The 22712-nt window shown below is 59.9% G+C and carries 21 protein-coding genes; 15 read left to right on the top strand and 6 right to left on the bottom strand.

What is annotated here, in order from left to right:
• Positions 1-2 precede the first annotated feature (2 nt).
• Positions 3-719: an LrgB family protein gene (locus PMI36_RS20090; protein ID WP_008070140.1), complete on the bottom strand. Its 717-nt coding sequence runs from the start codon at positions 717-719 to the stop codon at positions 3-5.
• Positions 716-1078, bottom strand: a complete 363-nt coding sequence (locus PMI36_RS20085) for a CidA/LrgA family protein (RefSeq protein WP_008070142.1) — start codon at positions 1076-1078, stop codon at positions 716-718. Before PMI36_RS20085 ends, PMI36_RS20090 begins: the two co-directional genes overlap by 4 nt.
• Positions 1079-1272: 194 nt before the next feature.
• Here PMI36_RS20085 and PMI36_RS20080 point away from each other — a divergent pair, with 194 nt between their 5' ends.
• The 3 genes from PMI36_RS20080 to PMI36_RS20070 all read left to right on the top strand — a co-directional run bounded on the left by PMI36_RS20080 (position 1273) and on the right by PMI36_RS20070 (position 4227).
• Positions 1273-1728 carry a MaoC family dehydratase gene (locus PMI36_RS20080; RefSeq protein WP_008070143.1) on the top strand — a complete coding sequence of 152 codons (456 nt, stop codon included), beginning with the start codon at positions 1273-1275 and terminating at the stop codon, positions 1726-1728.
• Between the two features lie 114 nt (positions 1729-1842).
• Positions 1843-3558: a C13 family peptidase gene (locus PMI36_RS20075; RefSeq protein WP_008070145.1), complete on the top strand. Its 1716-nt coding sequence runs from the start codon at positions 1843-1845 to the stop codon at positions 3556-3558.
• Positions 3559-3585: 27 nt separating this feature from the next.
• Complete coding sequence (locus PMI36_RS20070; RefSeq protein WP_007894345.1) at positions 3586-4227, top strand: oxidoreductase; 642 nt, start codon at positions 3586-3588, stop codon at positions 4225-4227.
• A 127-nt stretch (positions 4228-4354) separates the two neighbouring features.
• Here PMI36_RS20070 and PMI36_RS20065 read toward each other — a convergent pair whose 3' ends face one another.
• The 4 genes from PMI36_RS20065 to PMI36_RS20050 all read right to left on the bottom strand — a co-directional run bounded on the left by PMI36_RS20065 (position 4355) and on the right by PMI36_RS20050 (position 8711).
• The gene (locus PMI36_RS20065) at positions 4355-4639 is read right to left on the bottom strand and encodes a YceK/YidQ family lipoprotein (RefSeq protein ID WP_008070158.1); all 285 of its coding nucleotides are present in this window, start codon (positions 4637-4639) and stop codon (positions 4355-4357) included.
• A complete protein-coding gene (gene ubiX / locus PMI36_RS20060; protein ID WP_007894343.1) occupies positions 4632-5264 on the bottom strand; it encodes a flavin prenyltransferase UbiX in 633 nt (210 codons plus the stop codon). The genes PMI36_RS20065 and ubiX overlap by 8 nt, the downstream gene beginning before the upstream one ends.
• Positions 5261-6610: a UDP-N-acetylmuramate:L-alanyl-gamma-D-glutamyl-meso-diaminopimelate ligase gene (mpl, locus tag PMI36_RS20055; protein ID WP_007894342.1), complete on the bottom strand. Its 1350-nt coding sequence runs from the start codon at positions 6608-6610 to the stop codon at positions 5261-5263. Before mpl ends, ubiX begins: the two co-directional genes overlap by 4 nt.
• Before the next feature lie 187 nt (positions 6611-6797).
• Positions 6798-8711 carry a sigma-54-dependent Fis family transcriptional regulator gene (locus PMI36_RS20050; protein WP_008070171.1) on the bottom strand — a complete coding sequence of 638 codons (1914 nt, stop codon included), beginning with the start codon at positions 8709-8711 and terminating at the stop codon, positions 6798-6800.
• Between the two features lie 295 nt (positions 8712-9006).
• On the opposite strand from PMI36_RS20050, the gene exaC reads away from it, so the two are divergent.
• From exaC to dxs, 12 genes are all read left to right on the top strand, one after another.
• Entirely contained in the window at positions 9007-10527 is a 1521-nt protein-coding gene (gene exaC / locus PMI36_RS20045; RefSeq protein ID WP_008070173.1) for an acetaldehyde dehydrogenase ExaC, read from the top strand.
• A gap of 264 nt (positions 10528-10791) precedes the next feature.
• Entirely contained in the window at positions 10792-12162 is a 1371-nt protein-coding gene (eat, locus tag PMI36_RS20040; RefSeq protein WP_008070174.1) for an ethanolamine permease, read from the top strand.
• 202 nt (positions 12163-12364) lie between these two features.
• Entirely contained in the window at positions 12365-13759 is a 1395-nt protein-coding gene (locus tag PMI36_RS20035) for an ethanolamine ammonia-lyase subunit EutB (protein ID WP_008070175.1), read from the top strand.
• Between the two features lie 8 nt (positions 13760-13767).
• Positions 13768-14592: an ethanolamine ammonia-lyase subunit EutC gene (gene eutC / locus PMI36_RS20030; protein WP_162130622.1), complete on the top strand. Its 825-nt coding sequence runs from the start codon at positions 13768-13770 to the stop codon at positions 14590-14592.
• Between the two features lie 112 nt (positions 14593-14704).
• Positions 14705-15166 carry a GNAT family N-acetyltransferase gene (locus PMI36_RS20025; RefSeq protein ID WP_008070177.1) on the top strand — a complete coding sequence of 154 codons (462 nt, stop codon included), beginning with the start codon at positions 14705-14707 and terminating at the stop codon, positions 15164-15166.
• Positions 15167-15509: 343 nt separating this feature from the next.
• Positions 15510-16166 (top strand): DedA family protein, encoded by a 657-nt coding sequence (locus PMI36_RS20020; RefSeq protein ID WP_008070178.1) that lies wholly within the window; start codon positions 15510-15512, stop codon positions 16164-16166.
• Between the two features lie 6 nt (positions 16167-16172).
• Positions 16173-16985, top strand: coding sequence for a zinc-dependent peptidase (locus tag PMI36_RS20015; RefSeq protein ID WP_008070179.1), 813 nt, complete (start codon positions 16173-16175; stop codon positions 16983-16985).
• A 113-nt stretch (positions 16986-17098) separates the two neighbouring features.
• Positions 17099-17626: an inorganic diphosphatase gene (gene ppa / locus PMI36_RS20010; RefSeq protein WP_007894323.1), complete on the top strand. Its 528-nt coding sequence runs from the start codon at positions 17099-17101 to the stop codon at positions 17624-17626.
• A 237-nt stretch (positions 17627-17863) separates the two neighbouring features.
• Entirely contained in the window at positions 17864-18610 is a 747-nt protein-coding gene (locus PMI36_RS20005) for a S24 family peptidase (RefSeq protein WP_008070180.1), read from the top strand.
• Between the two features lie 892 nt (positions 18611-19502).
• On the top strand, positions 19503-19745 hold the full coding sequence (locus PMI36_RS20000) for an exodeoxyribonuclease VII small subunit (RefSeq protein ID WP_007894317.1): 243 nt from the start codon (positions 19503-19505) through the stop codon (positions 19743-19745).
• Complete coding sequence (gene ispA, locus PMI36_RS19995; RefSeq protein WP_008070181.1) at positions 19742-20629, top strand: (2E,6E)-farnesyl diphosphate synthase; 888 nt, start codon at positions 19742-19744, stop codon at positions 20627-20629. Before PMI36_RS20000 ends, ispA begins: the two co-directional genes overlap by 4 nt.
• Positions 20630-20720: 91 nt before the next feature.
• Positions 20721-22619, top strand: a complete 1899-nt coding sequence (dxs, locus tag PMI36_RS19990; protein ID WP_008070182.1) for a 1-deoxy-D-xylulose-5-phosphate synthase — start codon at positions 20721-20723, stop codon at positions 22617-22619.
• The last annotated feature ends 93 nt before the right edge of the window (positions 22620-22712 follow it).

Raw genomic sequence — 22712 nt, forward strand, 5'->3', positions numbered from 1 at the left:
CCTTACACCACCATCGACACCGCCAACGGCAGGAATACCGCCGTGGCTACGCCCATCAGACTCATCGCCAGCGCCGCAAAGGCACCGCATTCTTCACTCTCCTGCAAGGCCACCGAGGTGCCGACCGCATGAGCGGTCATGCCCAGGGCCATGCCTCGAGCCTCTGGGCTGTGGACTCCGAGACGGGTCAAAAGACCCGGCCCGAAGATCGCCCCGATTACCCCGGTAATCAACACGAACACCGCCGCCAGCGCCGCGACGCCACCAATCTGCTCTGCCACCAGCATGGCAATCGGCGAGGTGACCGATTTGGGTGCCATGGTCATCAGGATCATGTGTTCGGCGCCGAATCCCCAACCCAGCAACACCCCCATGCCCGTGGCGACCACGCCGCCTATCACCAGCGTAGTAAATATCGGCCAGAACAACTGCCTGATCCGCCGCAGGTTGAGGTACAGCGGCACCGCCAGCGCAACAGTGGCCGGCCCGAGCAAGATGCTGAGGATCTCGGTGCTCTTGCGATATTCGGCGTAGCTCAGGCCGCAACCCACCAGGACAACGATGACCAGCAACATGGAGACCAGAACCGGTTGCAGAAAAATCCAGCGGGTTTTCTCGTAGGCCGCCAGCACCAATTGATACGCGCCCAACGTAATGCCGATACCGAACAATGGATGATGAATCACCGACGCCCAGGCGCCCTGCCAATCGAAAATCATTGGTCATCCTCGCGATGAGCGTGACGCTTGACCAGGCGCTGCATCAATACGCCGGCGAAGGCCATCGATAGCAGCAGCGACAACACCAGCGCACCGGTGATCGCCCAGAAATCCGCGGCGATATCGGCGGCGTAAACCATCACGCCCACCGCTGGCGGCACCAGCAGCAACGGCAGATAACGCAGCAGGCTGCTGGCCGCGAGGTTCAGCGGCTCGCCGACTTGACCGCGAATAATCAGATACCCCAGCAGCAACAGCAGGCCAATGATCGGCCCCGGCAGTACCGGCAAAAACAAATGGTTGAGGGCGGTGCCGAGCAATTGAAAAAGCACCAGCCAGGTCAGGCCACGTAACAACATCCATTCTCTCCCACGCGTGCTCCCCACAAAGAAGGGGCCCGGCATTATAAGCACGCCAACGCTATGAATCGGCATTCGCCAAAAGCATGAATAGTTGACCGGAGCAATTTGCCATGTTGATCTAAAGTGGTTCGCAGGGAGGTCAAATCCCCCCACTCGAAAACTATAAAACCGATGACCCAAGGAGAGTCTCAATGCCCTATGTTCCAGTTGCAGAGCTCAAAGATTATGTCGGCAAGGAACTCGGACGTTCCGAATGGCTCACCATCGACCAGGAACGCATCAACCTGTTCGCAGAAGCCACAGGTGATTTTCAGTTCATCCATGTCGACCCGGTCAAAGCCGCGCAAACACCTTTTGGCAGCACCATCGCCCATGGTTTCCTGTCGTTGTCGCTGATCCCCAAACTGATGGAAGACATCCTCATCCTGCCCGAAGGCGCAAAGATGGTAGTCAACTATGGTCTGGACAGCGTGCGTTTCATCCAGCCTGTGAAGGTCAATTCCAGGGTTCGACTCAAGGTTGACATGAACGACGTCATCGAGAAGAAACCCGGCCAATGGTTGCTCAAGGCAACCGCCACGCTTGAAATTGAAGGGTCGGACAAACCGGCATATATCGCCGAGCCACTGTCCCTCTGCTTCGTGTAAAGCATCCCGGATGCGAAGCAGCTCACGCTGTTTCGCGCCGTGTCTGTGCCGTGTCTCTATAAATGCGACACATAGCTGCGGCATACTCGGTCGCCTAATTGCCCGGATCCCGCTATGCGCTCACTTGCACTCCTTGCTTTGACTCTGTTGCTCACCGCTTGCGGCGATGGCGAATCGCTGTTGCCCCCTGATGCCCGCCTGCCGGACGGCGGACGCTATCGCGGTGATCTGGTCAATGGTTTGCTGCAAGGTGAAGGCCGCATCGATTACCCGAACGGCAGCTGGTACGCCGGCCAGTTCGACAAAGGCCAATGGCATGGCCAGGGCGAATGGCATGGCAGCAACGGCGAGGTCTATCGCGGGCAATTCCAGCAAGGGCTATTCGACGGCCAAGGCTCGCTGACCACCACTGGCAGCAGCTACACCGGCGGTTTCAAGGCGGGTCGACGCGACGGTGAAGGCACCCTCAAAGAAAACGCCATGACCTACCGCGGCGAATTCAAGGCCGATCAATATTCAGGGCTCGGTCGTCTGGAACTAGCAGACGGCAGCCAGTACCAGGGTCAATTCGCCCACGGCAAACCCAACGGCGAAGGCCAGCGCAGCGATGCCAGCGGCAATCAGTTCACCGGGCATTTCGCCGACGGTCAGCTGGAAGGCAATGGCACCTTCAACAGCGCCGATGGCGATATCTATGTCGGCGGTTTCAAGAACAATCAACTGCACGGCAAGGGCCGCTACGAGAACGCCGATGGCGATGTCTGGCTCGGTCAGTTCAAGGAAGGCGTGCTCAGCGGCAAGGGCGAGTTGATCGGCGCCGATGGCAGTCACTACATCGGCCACTTCAGCGATTGGCGTTTCACCGGTCAGGGTCGCTTGAACCTGGCCGATGGCAGTTTCTATGTCGGCCAGTTCGACAGCGACAACTATCAGGGCCAAGGTACTTTGGTGCTGACCGATGGCACGGTGCAGAGCGGCACCTGGGTCAATAGTCAGCGCGTGCGCGACGCCGACGGCAAGCTGCTGCCCGACCCTCTCGAACTCGGCTTGTTGGCCCAGGGGCGCTTGCTCGACGATGCGCTGGCCAACGTCCCCGCCTCGACCCCGGCGGTCGAACTGTACACCTTGACCCTGGGTGGCGATGGCAAGCAGAGCGTGTTCCTGCGTGAGTCCGACTACGTCGCCAACATGCTCGCCAGCCGCTTCGGCGCCTTCGGCCAGATCCGCCTGGTCAACCATCGCGATCACCTCGGCGACCGGCCGATGGCCACCCGGGAAAACCTGCGCCGCGCCGCCCAGACCCTGGCCGAACGCAGCGGCCCGGAAGACTTGCTGTTCATTTATCTGACCAGCCATGGCTCCAGTGAACACGAACTGGTGCTCGACCAGCCCCGCATGGAACTGGCCGACCTGCCGGCCGACGAACTCGCCGCCGTCCTCGCGCCCCTGAAAAAGCGCGACAAAATTATCGTGATTTCATCGTGCTATTCCGGCGGCTTCATTCCCGCCCTCAAGGACGAACGCACCCTGATCATGACCGCCTCGCGCGCCGATCGAGTGTCCTTTGGGTGTTCGGAGGAAGCCAACTTCACTTATTTCGGCGACGCGCTGTTCGCCCAGGCGCTGAACCAGACCGACGATCTGGAGCAAGCCTTCAAACTGGCCAGCGCCACCGTGGCCGAGCGTGAACTGGCCGACAGCTTCGAAGCTTCCGAGCCACAGATCTGGGCGCCGAAAACCGTTCTCAGCCACTGGCAGCTGTTGCGCAAACAACAGGCACGAAAGGCACTGCAAAGTGTCTTTATCAGCAAGGATGAAAAGAGCAACTAAGCTGAATAGTATCAAGGGGGAATGACTATGTACTTGACGCCTCAGCATGTATTGCTTGCCGGAGCTACCGGGTTAACCGGTGAACATTTGCTTGACCGTCTACTCAACGAGCCAACGATTACACGGGTATTAGCCCCCTCACGCCGGCCATTGGCCGAGCATCCTCACCTGGAAAACCCGGTCGGCGACCCGGCGGTGTTTTTGCCGCAACTGAACGGTCGCGTCGACATTGCCTACTGCTGCCTTGGCACCACGATCAAGCAGGCCGGCTCCGAGCAAGCGTTTCGCGCGGTGGACCTGGACATGGTCGTGGCCTTCGCCAAACGTGCGCGGGAAATGGGCGCTCGGCACTTGATCGTGATCAGCGCCTTGGGGGCCGATCGCAGATCCTCGATTTTCTACAACCGGGTCAAAGGCGAAATGGAACACGCATTGCGTGCGCAGAATTGGCCGCAGCTGACCATTTGCCGGCCTTCGCTGTTGTTGGGCGATCGCGTCGAGCCGCGACTAGGCGAGCGGGTTGCCGGCCCATTGTCGAAGCTGATTCCGGGCAAATACCACGGCATCGAAGCCTGCCAACTGGCCCGCGCCATGTGGCGTCTGGCGCTGGAAGAGCAGGATGGCGTGCGGATTGTCGAGTCGGATGAGTTGCGTAAGTTGGGCAAATAATTCAGCGGCGCCCAAACGGACGCCTTCGCGAGCAAGCCCGCTCCCACATTTGATCTGTGTCGTTCACAAATCCAATGTGGGAGCGGGCTTGCTCGCGAAGGGCGCAACATCGATTCAAAGCCGAGCGCTACAATCCACCCGTCGCTTGAAAACTCACGCCAATCACCGTCAACAACGACAGTGGCAACAACAACGTGTCGAGCAATGCACTGGCCGGCAAGTCAACTCCCGGATAGCTCGGCGCTTCGGCGCCAAATCGGTCCATGGCGCAGCAACCGCCGTTCATCGCATACCAATCCAGACGCGTCCCCGAATACACCACCGGCGCTCCAGGCTTGGCGGCATCGAGGGTGCGCGCGGTGGCGCAGCCCGCCAATTGCAAAGCAAGCAGAATGATCAGCAGCTTATTCATCGCTGCTCAAATGGTGTTCGCCCCAACGCGGCAGCATGTCTTGCGGGATATTCAAACAGTTGAGAATTCGCGCCACGACGAAGTCGATCAAGTCATCAATGGTCTGCGGCTGGTGATAGAAGCCCGGCGACGCCGGCAAAATCGTCACGCCCATGTTCGACAGCTTGAGCATGTTCTCCAGATGAATGCTCGAATACGGCGCCTCGCGGGGCACCAGAATCAGCTGGCGGCGCTCCTTCAACGTCACATCGGCAGCCCGCTCGATCAAGTTGTTGCAGGCTCCGGTCGCGATAGCCGACAAGGTCCCGGTGGAACACGGCACCACCACCATCGCCGCTGGCGAGCCAGAGCCCGAAGCCACCGGCGACATCCAGTCTTCCTTGCCGTACACCCGAATCTGCCCCGCGGCGGCGCCGGTGTATTCCGTGAGGAAGGCTTGCATCATCTGTGGTTTGGACGGCAGCGAGACATCGGTCTCGGTAGCCATCACCAGTTGCGCAGCCTTGGAAATCAGGAAGTGTACCTCGCGGTCTTCACGCACCAGGCAGTCGAGCAGGCGCAAACCGTACTGGGCGCCCGAAGCGCCGGTCATCGCCAGCGTGATGCGTTCCGGGCCGTTGTTCATTGCAGCGCCTCGGCGAGTTTGCCGTGCAGGCCGCCGAAGCCGCCGTTGCTCATGATCACCACATGAGTGCCGGGCTGAGCCTGGCTCTTCACGCGCTCGATGATGCCTTCCAGCGAATCGCTGACGATCGACGGCACAGTGCACAACGCCGCAGTGGCGCCCAGATCCCAACCGAGGTTGGCCGGGGAATACCAGATCACCTGATCGGCATCGACCACACTTTCCGGCAAGCCATCACGGTGCGCGCCAAGCTTCATGGAGTTGGAGCGCGGCTCGATGATCGCGATCAACGGCGCATCGCCAATGCGTTTGCGCAGACCGTCGAGGGTGGTGGCGATGGCGGTCGGGTGGTGAGCGAAGTCGTCGTAAATGGTGATGCCACGGACTTCCGCGACCTTTTCCATCCGCCGCTTCACGCTTTTGAACGCGCTCAGTGCAGCGATGCCCATCGACGGAACTACGCCGACATGACGTGCGGCGGCCAAGGTGGCCAAGGCGTTGGCGACGTTATGCTGACCGGTCATGTCCCACTCGACCACGCCTTGAACGGCGCCTTCGAACATCACTTCGAATTTCGAGCCGTCTTCACTGAGCAGTTTGACTTGCCACTGACCACCGGCACCGGTGGTTTGCACCGGGGTCCAGCAGCCCATTTCGATGACGCGCAGCAATGCCGGCTCGGTGGTCGGATGAATCACCAGGCCTTCGCTTGGAATGGTCCGCACCAAATGGTGGAACTGCCGCTCGATGGCCGGCAGATCGGGGAAGATGTCGGCGTGATCGAACTCAAGATTGTTCAGGATCGCCGTACGCGGGCGGTAATGAACGAATTTCGAGCGTTTGTCGAAAAATGCACTGTCGTATTCGTCGGCTTCGATCACGAAGAACGGCGTGCCGCCCAAACGCGCCGACACCGAGAAATTCTGCGGCACGCCGCCGATCAGGAAACCCGGGCTCATGCCCGCGTGCTCCAGGACCCAGGCAAGCATGCTGCTGGTGGTGGTTTTGCCGTGAGTGCCGGCAACCGCCAGCACCCAGCGGCCTTGCAACACGTGATCGGCCAGCCATTGCGGGCCGGAGACGTACGGCAGGCCTTTGTTCAGCACGTATTCGACGGCCGGGTTGCCGCGGGACATGGCATTGCCGATCACCACCAGGTCCGGGGCCGGATCGAGCTGCGCCGGGTCGTAACCTTGGGTCAACTCAATGCCCTGGGCTTGCAGCTGAGTGCTCATTGGCGGATAGACGTTGGCATCGGAGCCCGTCACATGATGGCCCAGCTCTTTGGCCAGTACCGCCATCGAACCCATGAAAGTGCCGCAAATACCAAGAATATGAATGTGCATAGTCGACCTCGTAAAACATGGCCGCAGGTTAGCGTAGGGAGGGGAAAATCGCACCTTGTGTTTCGGACTTGAGGACGCCTTCGCGAGCAAGCCCGCTCCCACACTGGCTTCTCTGTGAACACAAACCAGGTGAACACCCTCGATCAAATGTGGGAGCGGGCTTGCTCGCGAATGGCCTTGATGCGGTTTATCTGGCGATACCGTGTTTGCGCAGCTTTCTGTAGAGGGTATTGCGGCTGACCCCTAGCTGTTCAGCGGTATGCGTCATATGCCAGCGCTGCTGCTCCAGCACCGTCAGCAACGTCAACCGCTCGGCATCGTCCAGCGGATACTCGGACGGTTCTTCAACCACCGACACCGTTACTGCCCGGGCCTGGCGAATCGTCACCGGCAAATCCTCCAACCCGATCCGGCCACCATCACACAATGCCGCCAGGGTCCGCAGCACATTGCGTAACTGCCGCACGTTCCCCGGCCAGGCAAAATCCAGCAAGGCCTGCCGCGCCGGGGCATCAATCAGCACCGTCTCTCCGCCCGCCTCTTCGGCCAGCAAAAAGTCGAGCAACTGTGATTTGTCAGCGCGCTCACGCAACGCCGGCAATGCGACTTCCAGCCCATTGAGCCGGTAATACAAATCCTCGCGGAAACTGCCGTCCTGCACCCGTTCAAGCAGATTGCGGTGGGTGGCGCTGATGATCCGCACATTGACAGGTTCCGGCTCACCGCCAATCGGCACCACTTGACGGTCTTCCAGCACCCTTAATAGACGGGTCTGCATGCTCAGTGGCATGTCACCGATTTCATCGAGGAACAAAGTCCCGCCATCAGCCTGCTGCAACTTGCCGCGCATGCCTTCCTTGCGAGCGCCGGTGAAACTGCCGCCGCGATAGCCGAACAGTTCGCTCTCGATCAGGCTTTCGGGGATCGCCGCGCAATTGAGGGCGACGAACGATTTTGCTGCCCGTTGACTGGCCTGATGCACGGCTTTGGCGAAGGCCTCCTTGCCTGAGCCGGTTTCGCCATTGATCAGCAACGGCACGTCCCGTTCAAACACGCGCAAGGCCTTGCGGAAATCCTCCTGCAACGCGGCATCGCCCAGGCAAATGCCTGACAAGCGCGGACGCTCGGCAACCATCGGGCTTTGCACCACCGGCACCGGAATACTGCGCGGCTGCCCGCGCAATACGGCAAACAACCGCCGCCCGTCACGGGTGCGCAATGGCCAACTGGCGCTGGCATTGGCGCTCGCACGGCCGAGCAATTCATCCAGCGAGCAGTCGAAAAATGCCTCCACCGGTTTGCCCAACAGCCCACCACGAATATGCCCCAGCAAATTCAGCGCACTCTGGTTCACCGCACAAATCCGCCCTTCCCCGTCAAACGCCAGCAACCCTTCGCTGAACAGCCCGACAGATTCGGCCTGCAGGTGAAAACGCAGCAACCATTGATTGTCGAAGTAACGCAGGAAATAGCAGCTCTCGATCATCTTCGCCGACAGATTGACCAGGGCCATCGTGTGGAACTGGCTCTGACGCGAAACCTCATGACGCGCCGAAGACACGTCGAGCACCGCCAGCAGCTCGCCGTGAGGATCGAACACCGGGCTCGCCGAGCAAGTCAGGCCGGTATGTCGGCCACGAAAATGTTCGTCCTGGTGGATGGTCAGGGATTGGCGCTCCACCAGGCAGGTGCCGATGCCGTTGGTGCCTTCGCAGGCTTCGCTCCAGTCAGCGCCGAGCCAAAGGCCGGCGCGCTCGAAAATCTTCCGTTCGGTAGGCGCAGTGACACAGTTGAGGATCACCCCGCGAGCATCGGTCAGCAGCACCGCATGACCGGCACCGGAAAGTTGCTGGTGGAGGCTGGTCATTTCGTTGCCGGCGATCTGCAGCACTTGCTGCAAACGTTCGCGGCTTTCCAGCACGCGGCCATGTTCGAGCACCGTCGGCGCCATGGTCAGGGCCGGGTCGAGGTGATAGTCCTCAAGACAACGCAGCCAGGAACGGGCAATGGACGGATCGCTGCCGGGACCGTGCAGGTGGGATTTGCCTTGGGTCACGGTCAGCACTTGCTGGGCATGGCGACTCAAATGGTTGTCGTGCATTTCTTATTATTCTCCCGAGCGGTTTACACCCCCTGTTGTGCCGAGCATCCTCCAGCGTGACGTGTATTGCAATGCTGGCGAGCCCGTCCCGTCACACGTTGCGCCAGAAGCGGTACAAAGTGTCACGGGGGCTGTATCACAAGCGTCACAAACGCCGTCCGGTCGCCCGAAAAAAATCACGCAAGGCCTTGATTTACCTGACCCGCAAGGCAATGGCCCGACCTTTGCTCTACGCTTAATGCAGCGCTTTAGCGCGTCCTCCCTTATAAGCACAAAAGCCAAGGAGAAACCCATCATGCGTTACGCTCACCCCGGTACTGAAGGCGCTATCGTTTCGTTCAAGAGCAAATACGGTAACTACATCGGCGGCGAGTTCGTCGCGCCTGTCAAAGGTCAGTACTTCACCAATACGTCGCCGGTCAACGGCCAACCTATTGCCGAATTCCCACGCTCCAGCGCCGAAGACATCGAAAAGGCCCTGGACGCTGCCCATGCCGCCGCCGATGCCTGGGGCGCCACGTCCGCCCAGGCTCGCTCGCTGGTGCTGCTGAAAATCGCCGATCGCATCGAACAGAACCTGGAACTGCTGGCGATCACCGAATCCTGGGACAACGGCAAGGCCGTGCGCGAAACCCTCAATGCCGACATCCCGCTGGCCGCCGACCACTTCCGCTACTTCGCCGGTTGCATCCGCGCCCAGGAAGGCAGCGCCGCCGAGATCGACGGCAACACCGTGGCCTATCACATCCATGAACCGCTGGGCGTGGTCGGGCAAATCATCCCGTGGAACTTCCCGATCCTGATGGCCGCCTGGAAACTCGCCCCAGCCCTCGCAGCCGGTAACTGCATCGTGCTCAAGCCTGCCGAGCAAACCCCGTTGGGCATTACCGTGCTGATGGAGCTGATCGGCGACCTGCTGCCGCCCGGCGTGCTCAACGTGGTGCAAGGCTTCGGCAAAGAAGCCGGGGAAGCCCTGGCCACCAGCAAGCGCATTGCCAAGATCGCTTTCACTGGTTCGACCCCGGTCGGCTCACACATCATGAAATGCGCCGCCGAAAACATCATTCCGTCCACCGTGGAACTGGGTGGCAAGTCGCCGAACATCTTCTTCGAAGACATCATGAAAGCTGAGCCAAGCTTCATCGAAAAAGCCGCCGAAGGCCTGGTGCTCGCATTCTTCAACCAGGGCGAAGTCTGCACCTGCCCGTCCCGCGCCCTGGTGCAAGAGTCGATCTACGACGAATTCATGAAAGTGGTCATGAACAAAGTCCTGCAAATCAAACGTGGCGACCCGCTGGACACCGACACCATGGTCGGCGCCCAGGCGTCCGAGCAGCAATTCGACAAAATCCTCTCGTACCTGGACATCGCCAAGGGCGAAGGCGCCGAACTGCTGACCGGTGGCAAGGTGGAAAAACTCGAGGGCAGCCTGGCGACCGGTTATTACATCCAGCCGACCCTGCTCAAGGGCACCAACAAAATGCGCGTGTTCCAGGAAGAAATCTTTGGCCCGGTAGTGAGCATCACCACCTTCAAGGACGAAGCCGAAGCCCTGGCCATCGCCAACGACACCGAGTTCGGCCTCGGTGCCGGCCTCTGGACCCGCGACATCAACCGCGCCTACCGCATGGGCCGCGCCATCAAGGCCGGTCGCGTGTGGACCAACTGCTACCACCTGTACCCGGCTCATGCCGCGTTCGGGGGCTACAAAAAGTCTGGCGTCGGTCGTGAAACCCACAAAATGATGCTCGACCACTATCAGCAGACCAAAAACCTGCTGGTGAGCTACGACATCAATCCGTTGGGCTTCTTCTAAAAACCGGGGGCGATGCAGGTAGTTCTGTATCGCCCTTCGAACCGCTTTCGCGAGCAAGCCCGCTCCCACATAGATTTCCGGCGTGCCAAAAATTGCGGGCACACCACAGGCCCAATGTGGGAGCGGGCTTGCTCGCGAAGGCGCCCTCAATGACACCAATCATCGCCCTGCCTGTCTGGCATGGGCTTTGCGTGCCCGCATCACACGAAAACGCCATACCCGAAAGTCCAACAGATCAAACAATAAAAAAGACAGAGAGGACTTATGACTTCTACTACACAGCTCAAACCCACACTCGGCACCCTGCATCTATGGGGCATTGCCGTCGGCCTGGTGATTTCCGGCGAGTACTTCGGCTGGAGTTACGGCTGGGGCACCGCAGGGACCCTGGGTTTTCTCGTCACCGCCCTGATGGTGGCGACGATGTACACCTGCTTTATCTTCAGCTTCACCGAATTGACCACCGCCATTCCCCACGCTGGCGGGCCGTTTGCCTACAGCCGACGGGCCTTCGGCGAAAAAGGCGGACTGATCGCCGGCATTGCGACCCTGATCGAATTCGTCTTTGCGCCACCGGCAATTGCCATGGCCATCGGCGCCTACCTCAACGTGCAATACCCGGAACTGGACCCGAAGATCGCCGCTGTTGGCGCCTATTTCGTGTTCATGGGCTTGAATGTTCTCGGCGTGAGCATCGCAGCCACGTTCGAATTGGTGGTCACCGTGCTGGCGGTCGCCGAATTGCTGGTGTTCATGGGCGTGGTCGCCCCGGGCTTCAGCTTCAGCAATTTTGTGCTCAATGGCTGGTCAGGTTCCAACGAATTCACCATAGCCTCGATTCCCGGCATCTTTGCGGCAATACCTTTCGCGATCTGGTTCTTCCTCGCCATTGAAGGCGCCGCCATGGCTGCCGAGGAAGCCAAGGACCCGAAACGCACGATTCCCAGGGCTTACGTCAGTGGCATTCTGACCCTGGTGTTCCTGGCCATCGGCGTCATGGTGATGGCTGGCGGCGTCGGCGACTGGCGTCAACTGTCGAACATCAACGATCCGCTGCCTCAGGCGATGAAAGCCGTGGTCGGCAATAATTCGACCTGGATGCACATGCTGGTATGGATCGGCCTGTTCGGCCTGGTGGCGAGTTTCCACGGGATCATTCTTGGCTACTCGCGACAGTTCTTCGCCCTGGCTCGCGCCGGTTACCTGCCCAAAGGGCTGGCCAAACTCTCGCGCTTCCAGACGCCGCACCGGGCGATTCTGGCGGGCGGCGTGATCGGCATCGTGGCGATCTACAGCGACGGCCTGATCAACCTGCAGGGCATGACGCTGACGGCGGCAATGATCACCATGTCGGTATTCGGCGCCATCGTGATGTACATCATCAGTATGCTGAGCCTGTTCAAATTGCGTAAAACCGAGCCGAACCTGGAACGCACCTTCCGTGCACCGGGCTACCCTATCGTGCCGGGGATCGCGCTGTTTCTGGCCGTGGTGTGCCTGGTGGCGATGGCATGGTTCAACACCTTGATCGGGTGCGTGTTCCTCGGGTTCATGGCGGCCGGTTACCTGTATTTCCAACTGACGGCCAAGCAGCGTTCCGACGCGCCAGCGGATGCGATGCTCGAAGGCGTCTGAGTTGCACCGGCGCCGGGCTGATTCCCGGCGCCTGCCATATTGAAGTGCACAGAGATCCAATGTGGGAGCGGGCTTGCTCGCGAAGGCGGAGTGTCATTCACCACCCATGTTGAATGTCAGACCGCATTCGCGAGCAAGCCCGCTCCCACAGGGGTTCGGCGGTGCATTTGAGTTACTTATTGAATCAGGAGGACACCGTCCCATGGCCGTATTTGCCCATACCGTCGGCGCCCAGACCTACCGCTTCGACAGTCTCAAAGACGTCATGGCCAAAGCCAGCCCGGCGCGCTCCGGGGACTTTCTGGCCGGCGTTGCCGCCCTCAACGATGGCGAGCGCGTGGCTGCGCAGATGGCCCTGGCTGACATCCCGCTGACTCACTTCCTGCAGGAAGTACTGATTCCTTACGAGGCCGATGAAGTCACCCGGCTGATCATCGACACTCACGATAAACAGGCTTTTAAAGCGGTCAGCCACCTCACTGTCGGTGGCTTTCGCGATTGGCTACTCAGCGACGCCGCCGACGAACAGAGCCTGCGTGCCCTCGCCCCGGGCCTGACCCCGGAAATGGCCGCCGCCGTATCGAAGATCATGCGCGTGCAAGACCTGGTGCTGGTGGCGCAGAAAATCCGCGTAATCACGAAATTCCGCGGCACTCTGGGCCTGCGCGGCCGGCTCTCGACACGCCTGCAACCCAATCACCCCACCGACGAACCGGCCGGCATCGCCGCGAGCATTCTCGATGGCCTGCTGTACGGCAACGGTGACGCGATGATCGGCATCAACCCGGCCACCGACAGCATCGCTTCGATCTGCGCCATGCTGGAAATGCTCGATGCAATCATCCAGCGCTACGAAATTCCTACACAGGCCTGCGTGCTGACCCACGTCACCACCTCGATCGAGGCGGTGAATCGCGGCGTTCCGCTGGACCTGGTGTTCCAGTCGATCGCCGGCACTGAAGCGGCCAACGCCAGTTTCGGTATCAACCTAAACGTCTTGCAGGAAGGCTATGACGCGGGCTTGAGCCTGAATCGGGGCACGTTGGGCCAGAATCTGATGTATTTCGAGACCGGCCAGGGCAGCGCCTTGTCGGCCAATGCCCATCACGGCATCGATCAACAGACCTGCGAAACCCGCGCCTATGCCGTGGCACGCCATTTCAAACCGTTTCTGGTGAACACCGTCGTAGGCTTCATCGGCCCGGAATACCTCTACAACGGCAAACAGATCATCCGCGCCGGCCTCGAAGACCACTTCTGCGGCAAGCTGCTGGGCGTGCCCATGGGTTGTGACATCTGTTACACCAATCACGCCGAGGCAGATCAGGATGACATGGACACCTTGCTGACCCTGCTGGGCGTGGCCGGGATCAACTTCATCATGGGCATCCCCGGCTCCGACGACATCATGCTCAATTACCAGACCACGTCGTTCCACGACGCCCTCTACGCCCGGAAAACCCTGGGCCTGAAACCGGCGCCGGAGTTTGAACAGTGGCTGGCGAACATGGGCATCTTCACCCAGGCAGACGGCCAAATTCACTTCGGCGACAACCTGCCGCCGGCCTTCCGTCAGGCCATGGCGCAACTGGGATGAGTATTGAGATGGATAAACCACCTGTCGATCCGCAAAACCCATTGCTGGAACTGCGTCACCTGACCCCGGCACGTATTGCCCTCGGTCGTACAGGCACCAGTATGCCGACCAGCGCACAGCTGGATTTTCAGTACGCCCATGCACAGGCCCGGGATGCGGTGCACCTGCCGTTCGACCACAGGGGGCTCAGTTCACAACTGGCCGAGCGTGGACGTGAGAGTTTGCTGCTGCACAGCGCCGCCACTGACCGGAACAGCTATCTGCAGCGCCCCGATCTGGGGCGCAAGTTGAGTGATGAGTCGGCGCAGACCCTGCGCGACTACGCGCGGAGCCATCCTGGCGGGGTGGATCTGGCCGTCGTGGTGGCCGATGGCCTCTCGGCATTGGCCGTTCATCGCCACACCTTACCGTTTCTGGCGCGCATGGAAGAACAGACAGCCGCTGAGGGTTGGTCCCTGTCGCCGGTGATTCTGGTGGAACAGGGCCGTGTAGCTGTAGCCGACGAGATCGGCGAGCTACTGGGCGCAAAAATGGTGGTCATATTGATCGGCGAACGCCCCGGCTTGAGCTCACCAGACAGCCTGGGGTTGTATTTCACCTATAATCCCAAAGTCGGACTGACAGACGCCTATCGCAACTGCATCTCGAATGTTCGGCTCGAAGGCTTGAGTTACGGCATGGCGGCACACCGCTTGCTGTATTTGATGCGCGAAGCCTGTCGGCGGCAGTTATCGGGGGTCAGTCTGAAGGACGAAGCCCAGGTTCAGACGCTGGAGTCGGACATTGGTGCAGATATGAAAGGTAATTTCCTACTGAGCCCGTCGGATACCTGAACCGTTTCCGCATTGCGTTTCTGTTCAGGTTTCAGGCAGGATCGATGCACGGCCGCCAGGGTTTCCCGTCGCCGTCACCACGTAAGACAGCCACTTGAAGACGAGACCTACCATGCGGATTATTCAAGCGACCCTCGAACACCTCGACCTGCTGACCCCGTTGTTCGTCAAATATCGTGAGTTTTACGGTTCCCTGCCGTATCCGGACTCATCCCGGGCGTTCCTCGAAAAACGTCTGCGGCGCAAGGAATCGGTGATCTACCTGGCCCTGGCCGATGACGACAACAACAAACTGATGGGTTTTTGTCAGTTGTACCCGAGCTTTTCGTCTCTTTCGCTTAAACGCGTGTGGATCCTCAACGACATCTACGTCGCCGAAGACGCCCGCCGCCAGTTGGTGGCCGACAACCTGATCCGCACCGCGAAAAAAATGGCCAAGGAAACCAATGCGGTGCGCATGCGCGTTTCCACCAGCAGCAACAACGAAGTCGCGCAGAAAACCTACGAATCCATCGGGTTCAAGGAAGACACCGAGTTCAAGAACTACGTATTGCCGATCAGTGAGGGGCTGTAACGCACTGGGGCCTTTGTGGCGAGGGGGCTTGCCCCCGTTCGGCGGCGCAGCCGTCGTAAAACCTGAGCATGCGGTGTATCTGAAAAACCGTGACTACCTGGTTTAGGGGTCGCTTCGCAACCCAACGGGAGCAAGCTCCCTCGCCACAAGGATTGTGCAAAGCCAACAGCCCCCATGGTCGCCCCATCGACATCCCCCGCTACAAACTCGACGCGTTTTTCACTTGTCACCCCGTATAATGCCCATTCTTCCGGCTCGTAAGAAAAATCACACTTAGCTGTAGTCTTACGCGAAGCCATCCGCACAGGCCTGCAGAGTCGGGCCATCACCACAGGTGCTTTCCATGGATTTCAACCCGATCGACCTTATCCTGCATCTCGATGTTTACCTCGACCTGCTGGTAACTAACTACGGGGCATGGATCTACGCCATTCTGTTTCTGGTGATCTTCTGCGAAACCGGTCTGGTGGTGATGCCATTCCTGCCGGGCGATTCCCTGCTGTTCATCGCCGGCGCCGTAGCGGCCGGTGGCGGCATGGACCCGGTGCTGCTGGGCGGCCTGCTGATGCTGGCGGCGATTCTCGGCGACAGCACCAACTACATAATCGGCCGCACCGCCGGCGAAAAGCTGTTCAGCAACCCGAACTCGAAAATATTCCGCCGCGACTATCTGCAACAAACCCACGACTTCTACGACAAGCACGGCGGCAAAACCGTGACCCTGGCGCGTTTCATGCCAATCATCCGCACCTTTGCCCCGTTCGTCGCCGGTGTCGGCAAAATGCCTTACCCGCGTTTCTTTGCCTTCAGTGTTCTCGGAACCATCCTCTGGGTGGGCGGCCTGGTCACCCTCGGTTACTTCTTTGGCAACGTACCGTTCATCAAGAAAAACCTGTCACTGCTGGTAGTGGGCATCATCCTGCTGTCGCTGCTACCGATGATCATCAGCGTGATCCGCAGCCGCCTCGGGCATGCCGCGTCCAAAGCCGAACCCCGCTGACTCACGATGTGGTTCCTTAGCGCCTGGCGACGCCGGCGCACCCTGGCCAGGCATCCGATTGCCGACGACATGTGGCAACGGGTGCGCCATCACCTGAGCTTTCTCGATGGCATCAGCGCGGCCGAAGACCGCTGGCTGCGCGAAGCCTGCGTATTTTTTCTGCAAGATAAACACCTGACCGCCCTGCCCGGCGTAGAGCTTCACCAGGAGCAACGCCTGCTGCTCGCCGCCCAGGCCCAATTACCGCTGCTGCATCTGGGCAATCTGAACTGGTATCAGGGCTTTCACGAAATCATCCTCTACCCCGACGATTTCCTCAGCCCCCAGCGCCATCGCGATGCCAGCGGCGTTGAACACGAATGGGACGGCGAACACAGCGGCGAAGCCTGGCAGCAAGGCCCGATCATCCTCGCCTGGCCCGGCGTGATGGCCAGCGGTGGCTGGGAAGGCTACAACCTGGTGATCCACGAACTCGCGCACAAACTCGACATGCTCAACGGCGACGCCAATGGCCTCCCCCCGCTGCATGCCGACATGCGCGTCAGCGACTGGGCCAGAATCATGCAAGAAGCCTATGACGACCTCGACCGGCAACTGGACCGTAACCCGGACGCTGAAACCGCCATCGACCCGTACGCGGCGGAAAACCCCGCCGAGTTCTTCGCCGTCACCAGCGAATACTTCTTCAGCGCACCGGACTTGCTGCATGAGGCATATCCACAGGTTTATGAACAGCTGAAGCTGTTTTATCGGCAGGACCCATTGGCCCGATTGCAGCAACTTCTGGCCGAGAACCCTGTCTATCAGGCACACGACTAAGGTCTACACGACCTCTGGCGCATGGCAACGGTGGCAGAATATGCCTATAATCGCCGCCACTTTTTGGTCAATCCGGCCAAGTTTTTCTGGTCAACTAACGGGGGCACCGCCCAATGAGCTACAGCAAGATTCCGGCTGGCAAAGACCTGCCGAACGACATCTACGTCGCGATCGAGATCCCGGCCAACCACGCGCCGATCAAATACGAAATCGACAAAGACAGCGATTGCCTGTTCGTTGACCGTTTCATGGCCACCCCGATGTTCTACCCGGCCAACTACGGTTACATCCCCAATACCCTGGCTGACGACGGTGATCCCCTCGACGTGCTGGTCGTGACTCCTTACCCAGTTGCCCCAGGTTCGGTAATCCGCGCGCGTCCAGTCGGCATCCTGAACATGACCGACGACGGCGGCGGCGATGCCAAAGTGATCGCGGTTCCACACGACAAGCTGTCCCAGCTGTACGTCGACGTGAAGGAATACACCGATCTGCCTGCGCTGCTGATTCAGCAGATCGAGCACTTCTTCGCGAACTACAAAGATCTCGAAAAAGGCAAATGGGTGAAGATCGAAGGCTGGGCCGGCGCAGATGCCGCCCGCGACGCGATCACCAAGTCGGTTGCTGCCTATAAAGGCTGAGAAGCCGCGGTAAGCTGCTAGCTGCGACGTTTGAAGAAGAACCCCGGTTGATCCGGGGTTTTTTGTGGGCGCTCCGCTCAGACACTGACCTTTAACGGTACGTGGAACGCTTCTTGGCTTCGGTTTTTGCTTGTTTAATTTCCACTAAAAGCGCCTTACATCCAGTCTTAAATTTCCCTCGAAATTTGAACGGATCGTTTATTCAAACCCCCATCCTGCGCCAGTAGACTCGTGTTTATGAAAAAGAACACTAGCGGCCCACGATTTAAAGCGCTCCTTGAAGCGGCGAAAATCACAACCACAGGATTTGCCGCTTTCTTCGACACGGAAGCGCAAAATATCCACAACTGGTACACCCGAGGTGTGCCCGCCTACCGCATGGAAGAGGTCGCCAGACTACTGTCCGTAAACAGCGACTGGCTGAAAACCGGCGAAGGCCCGAAAGAGTCCTCACGCCTGCGCGTGCTCGACGAGTCCGGCAACACCTTCGATGCCCAGGCCATCCGCGGCATCTACACGGTGATCGAGCCCATCGACGTCGAATTGCCCTTCTATATAGAAACAGCCACCGCCCCGGGCTCCAACAAAACTCACGTCGTCAAAGACCCCAGCCAATCCATCCGCCTGCCTCGCAGCCACCTCGACTCCCTGGAAATCAACCACGCCAATGCTATCTGTACCCACATGATCGGCAACAGCATGGGCGAAAAGATTGAAGATGGCTCGACGCTTGCGATCGACCGTGGGCTGACTCAGGTTATTGATGGGGAAATTTATGCGATCGAGCATGACGGGATGCTGCGGATCAAATACCTGCACCGGATGCCGGGGAATGCGTTGCGATTGCGCAGCTATAACAAAGCCGAGTATCCCGACGAGATCTTCAGTGCCGAGCAGATCGACAAGCAAAACATCAGGGTATTGGGGTGGGTATTCTGGTGGTCGACGCTCAATAAACGCCGGCCTTCCGTGCCCTTCCTATAAGCACGCAACCCTGTGATCCACTGTGGCGGGGGGGGCTTGCCCCCGTTCGACTGCGCAGCAGTCGCAAACCATTCACTATGGCGGACAGTATGGTTACCGGGTTTACGACTGCTTCGCAGCCGAACGCAGCCTTCGGCAGCTGCTACACCTCTCCGCAATCGCCCTACCCCACACGCCAAGCTGGGAATTCCTCAAAAAAATCAGTATGCTGCGCCCCACATTTGCGCATCGACCCTTCTTCAGGCTCAGATCGCACCGACAAGGCAGATCACTTTCTCGCCAAGTCCCACAGCCGGACGCAAGATCCGGGTGTACGTTTTGAAGGCTGGCGCGGTTTACCAAAAATAAACCAAGCCAGTCCCCGAGAAGCCGGCCACAAGCCGGCTTTTTAATGTCTGAAAATAAATCCTGAATATGCTTTGACCGGCAGCCCATTGCAAATGGGGTCGAGTCCAGACCGCGATGTTGCGCGATTCGGTCGCAGCCGGACGTGAGCGACACCTGTCAATGGCTGGCCGGTGAGCCGAATAGACGTCATATTCGGCTCACTTTATGAGCCGAATATTATTTTTAATCGGCTCATCCCAGTTCAACTATCCCGATGACTCAACAGATTAATCATGATCGATACAGTCCCGTGACGAGGGGGACTTGTCGGAACGCCGCATCACCCGTTCGGCTGTGAAGCAGTCGCAAATTGCTGGATGCGGTATGCCTGAAGAAACGCGGTGTCTGGTTTAGGGGCCGCTCCGCGCCCCAGCGGGAGCGAGCTCCCTCGCCACAGGGTGTGTTTTCACCCGGAAACCGTAGCGTCATAGACCCCTCTTATTTGCCCATACCCCCTATGTCTGCTAGTGTCGCGCCGGTTTAACGTCAACCGGAAATAGCCGCCATGGCCCGCAAAAAAGCTGCACTGGATTTCGAACAATCCCTCGCCGACCTGCAAACGCTGGTAGAGCGTCTGGAGAACGGCGAATTGTCGCTGGAAGACTCGCTGACCGCTTTCGAGCAGGGCATCGGGCTGACCCGCGATTGCCAGGCGGCGCTGGCTCAGGCCGAGCAGAAGGTTCAAGTGCTGCTCGAGCGTGATGGTGAGCTGGCCGAGGAACCCTTCGACGCGGATCAGCCAGAATGATTGCGGCGTATTCGGCGACCAGCCAGGCTCGCGTCAACGCGGCACTGGAAACCCTGTTCAACCCGCCGAGCCCCGAGCTCGCACGCCTCTACGAAGCCATGCGCTACAGCGTGATGAACGGCGGCAAACGTGTACGCCCGTTGCTGGCCTACGCCGCATGTGAGGCGTTGGGCGGCAAGGCCGAGCAAGCCAATGGCGCGGCCTGCGCGGTGGAGCTGATCCACGCCTATTCGCTGGTGCACGATGATTTGCCAGCCATGGACGACGACGATCTGCGTCGCGGCCAGCCGACGACGCATAAAAAATTCGATGAAGCCTGCGCAATCCTCGCCGGTGACGGTTTGCAGAGCCTGGCTTTCAGCGCCCTGCTCGACCCTCGCCTGAGCAGTTGCGATGCCGAAACCCGTCTGCAGATGGTCAGCGCCTTGGCATTGGCGGCGGGCCCGGCGGGCATGGTCGGCGGGCAAGCTATCGATCTCGGCTCGGTGGGTCTGAAGCTCGATCAAAAAGCCCTTGAATACATGCACCGGCACAAGACCGGCGCGTTGATCGAAGTCAGCGTCAAGCTCGGTGCCCTGGCCAGCGGTCATGCGGCGAAGGACGAACTGAAGTCCCTGCAGAGTTATGCACAGGCCATTGGCCTGGCATTTCAGGTCCAGGACGACATTCTCGACGTTGAAAGTGACACCGAAACCCTCGGCAAGCGCCAGGGCGCCGATATCGCTCGGGACAAGCCGACCTACCCGGCACTGCTCGGTCTCGATGCGGCCAAGGCCTATGCCCTGGAACTGCGTGACCAGGCCCTGCACGCACTGCGACCGTTTGACGCGGCGGCCGAGCCATTGCGCGATCTGGCCCGGTACATCGTCGATCGCCGCAGCTGACGGCGTATCCGCCAAAAAAAACCAACGCGTGGGCAGGGGGCGATGCATCAGGTAAACTGCCGCATCTTTTATACCTATAACGATTCGCCTGATGCCCACGACGTTTCATGAGATTCCCCGCAAGCGCCCGACCACGCCCCTGCTCGACCGTGCCAACACGCCGGACGGCCTGCGCCGGTTAGGCGAAGCCGAGCTGGAAACCCTGGCTGATGAGTTGCGCCTGGAATTGCTCTACACGGTCGGTCAGACCGGCGGGCATTTCGGTGCCGGCCTGGGCGTCATCGAGCTGACCATCGCGTTGCATTACGTCTTCGACACCCCGGACGACCGGTTGGTGTGGGACGTGGGTCATCAGGCCTACCCGCACAAAATCCTCACCGGCCGTCGCGAGCGCATGAGCACCCTGCGCCAGAAGGACGGCGTTGCCGCCTTCCCGCGTCGTTCCGAGAGCGAGTACGACACCTTTGGCGTCGGCCACTCCAGCACCTCGATCAGCGCAGCGCTGGGCATGGCGATTGCCGCCCGCCTGCAACACAGTGATCGCAAGGCGATCGCGGTGATCGGCGACGGCGCACTGACCGCCGGCATGGCCTTCGAGGCGCTGAACCACGCGCCGGAAGTGGATGCCAACATGCTGGTGATCCTCAACGACAACGACATGTCGATTTCGCGCAACGTCGGCGGGTTGTCGAACTATCTGGCGAAAATCCTTTCCAGCCGCACTTACGCAAGCATGCGCGAAGGCAGCAAAAAGGTCCTGTCGCGCCTGCCCGGCGCCTGGGAAATCGCCCGTCGTACCGAAGAATACGCCAAAGGCATGCTGGTTCCCGGCACGCTGTTCGAAGAGCTGGGCTGGAATTACATCGGCCCGATCGATGGCCACGACCTGCCGACCCTGATCGCCACCCTGCGCAACATGCGCGACCTGAAAGGCCCGCAATTCCTGCACGTGGTCACCAAAAAAGGCAAAGGCTTCGCTCCGGCGGAAGTCGACCCGATCGGTTACCACGCCATCACCAAACTCGAACCTGTGGATGCTCCGGCCGCCGCGCCGAAGAAAGCCGGCGGGCCGAAGTACTCCGGTGTGTTCGGTGAATGGCTCTGCGACATGGCCGCGGTCGATCCGCGCTTGGTCGGGATTACCCCGGCGATGAAGGAAGGCTCCGACCTGGTGGCCTTCAGTGAGCGCTTCCCGGAGCGCTATTTCGACGTGGCGATTGCCGAGCAACACGCCGTGACCCTCGCCGCCGGCATGGCCTGCGAAGGCGCAAAACCGGTGGTGGCGATCTATTCGACCTTCCTGCAACGCGCTTACGACCAGCTTGTGCATGATGTGGCGGTGCAAAACCTCGACGTACTGTTCGCCATCGACCGTGCTGGTCTGGTGGGCGAAGACGGCCCGACGCACGCGGGTAGCTTCGACCTGTCGTTCCTGCGTTGCATCCCCGGCATGCTGGTGATGACCCCGAGCGACGAAAACGAACTGCGCAAAATGCTCAGCACCGGCCACCTGTACAACGGCCCGGCGGCGGTGCGTTATCCGCGCGGCACCGGCCCGAATGCGCCGATCGCGAAAGACCTCGAACCGATTGAAATCGGCAAGGGTGTCGTCCGCCGTCAGGGCAACAAAGTCGCCCTGCTGGTGTTCGGCGTGCAACTGGCCGAGGCACTGAAAGTCGCCGAGAAGCTGGATGCGACCGTGGTCGACATGCGTTTCGTCAAACCGCTCGACGAAGCACTGGTTCGCGAAATCGCTGGCAGCCACGAGTTGTTGGTGAGCGTCGAAGAGAACGCCATCATGGGCGGTGCCGGTGGTGCGGTCAGCGAGTTCCTCGCCCGCGAAAACATCCTCAAGTCGGTGCTGCACCTGGGCTTGCCGGACACCTATGTGGAGCACGCCAAGCCTGCGCAAATGCTGGCCGAATGCGGACTGGATGAGGCAGGGATCGAAGAAGCGGTGCGTCAGCGCCTGCAACTGCTGAATATCTAATCCTCTGCTACATGCAAAACCCTGTGGGAGCGGGCTTGCTCGCGAATGCGGTGTGTCAGTCGGCATCAATGTTGACTGACACACCGCATTCGC

It is taken from the genome of Pseudomonas sp. GM79, from assembly GCF_000282495.1.
Classification (GTDB): domain Bacteria; phylum Pseudomonadota; class Gammaproteobacteria; order Pseudomonadales; family Pseudomonadaceae; genus Aquipseudomonas.

Excerpts from the sequence above, each read along its gene's own strand:
- ispA (WP_008070181.1), top strand. The coding sequence starts at position 19,742 with ATGATTGCGGCGTATTCGGCGACCAGCCAGGCTCGCGTCAACGCGGCA.
- PMI36_RS20070 (WP_007894345.1), top strand. The coding sequence starts at position 3,586 with ATGTACTTGACGCCTCAGCATGTATTGCTTGCCGGAGCTACCGGGTTA.
- PMI36_RS20015 (WP_008070179.1), top strand. The coding sequence starts at position 16,173 with ATGTGGTTCCTTAGCGCCTGGCGACGCCGGCGCACCCTGGCCAGGCAT.
- PMI36_RS20050 (WP_008070171.1), bottom strand. The coding sequence starts at position 8,711 with ATGCACGACAACCATTTGAGTCGCCATGCCCAGCAAGTGCTGACCGTG.
- PMI36_RS20075 (WP_008070145.1), top strand. The coding sequence starts at position 1,843 with ATGCGCTCACTTGCACTCCTTGCTTTGACTCTGTTGCTCACCGCTTGC.
- PMI36_RS20025 (WP_008070177.1), top strand. The coding sequence starts at position 14,705 with ATGCGGATTATTCAAGCGACCCTCGAACACCTCGACCTGCTGACCCCG.
- PMI36_RS20080 (WP_008070143.1), top strand. The coding sequence starts at position 1,273 with ATGCCCTATGTTCCAGTTGCAGAGCTCAAAGATTATGTCGGCAAGGAA.
- ubiX (WP_007894343.1), bottom strand. The coding sequence starts at position 5,264 with ATGAACAACGGCCCGGAACGCATCACGCTGGCGATGACCGGCGCTTCG.
- PMI36_RS20090 (WP_008070140.1), bottom strand. The coding sequence starts at position 719 with ATGATTTTCGATTGGCAGGGCGCCTGGGCGTCGGTGATTCATCATCCA.
- PMI36_RS20085 (WP_008070142.1), bottom strand. The coding sequence starts at position 1,078 with ATGTTGTTACGTGGCCTGACCTGGCTGGTGCTTTTTCAATTGCTCGGC.
- PMI36_RS20000 (WP_007894317.1), top strand. The coding sequence starts at position 19,503 with ATGGCCCGCAAAAAAGCTGCACTGGATTTCGAACAATCCCTCGCCGAC.
- eat (WP_008070174.1), top strand. The coding sequence starts at position 10,792 with ATGACTTCTACTACACAGCTCAAACCCACACTCGGCACCCTGCATCTA.
- eutC (WP_162130622.1), top strand. The coding sequence starts at position 13,768 with ATGGATAAACCACCTGTCGATCCGCAAAACCCATTGCTGGAACTGCGT.
- PMI36_RS20035 (WP_008070175.1), top strand. The coding sequence starts at position 12,365 with ATGGCCGTATTTGCCCATACCGTCGGCGCCCAGACCTACCGCTTCGAC.
- mpl (WP_007894342.1), bottom strand. The coding sequence starts at position 6,610 with ATGCACATTCATATTCTTGGTATTTGCGGCACTTTCATGGGTTCGATG.
- PMI36_RS20020 (WP_008070178.1), top strand. The coding sequence starts at position 15,510 with ATGGATTTCAACCCGATCGACCTTATCCTGCATCTCGATGTTTACCTC.
- PMI36_RS20005 (WP_008070180.1), top strand. The coding sequence starts at position 17,864 with ATGAAAAAGAACACTAGCGGCCCACGATTTAAAGCGCTCCTTGAAGCG.
- exaC (WP_008070173.1), top strand. The coding sequence starts at position 9,007 with ATGCGTTACGCTCACCCCGGTACTGAAGGCGCTATCGTTTCGTTCAAG.
- dxs (WP_008070182.1), top strand. The coding sequence starts at position 20,721 with ATGCCCACGACGTTTCATGAGATTCCCCGCAAGCGCCCGACCACGCCC.
- ppa (WP_007894323.1), top strand. The coding sequence starts at position 17,099 with ATGAGCTACAGCAAGATTCCGGCTGGCAAAGACCTGCCGAACGACATC.
- PMI36_RS20065 (WP_008070158.1), bottom strand. The coding sequence starts at position 4,639 with ATGAATAAGCTGCTGATCATTCTGCTTGCTTTGCAATTGGCGGGCTGC.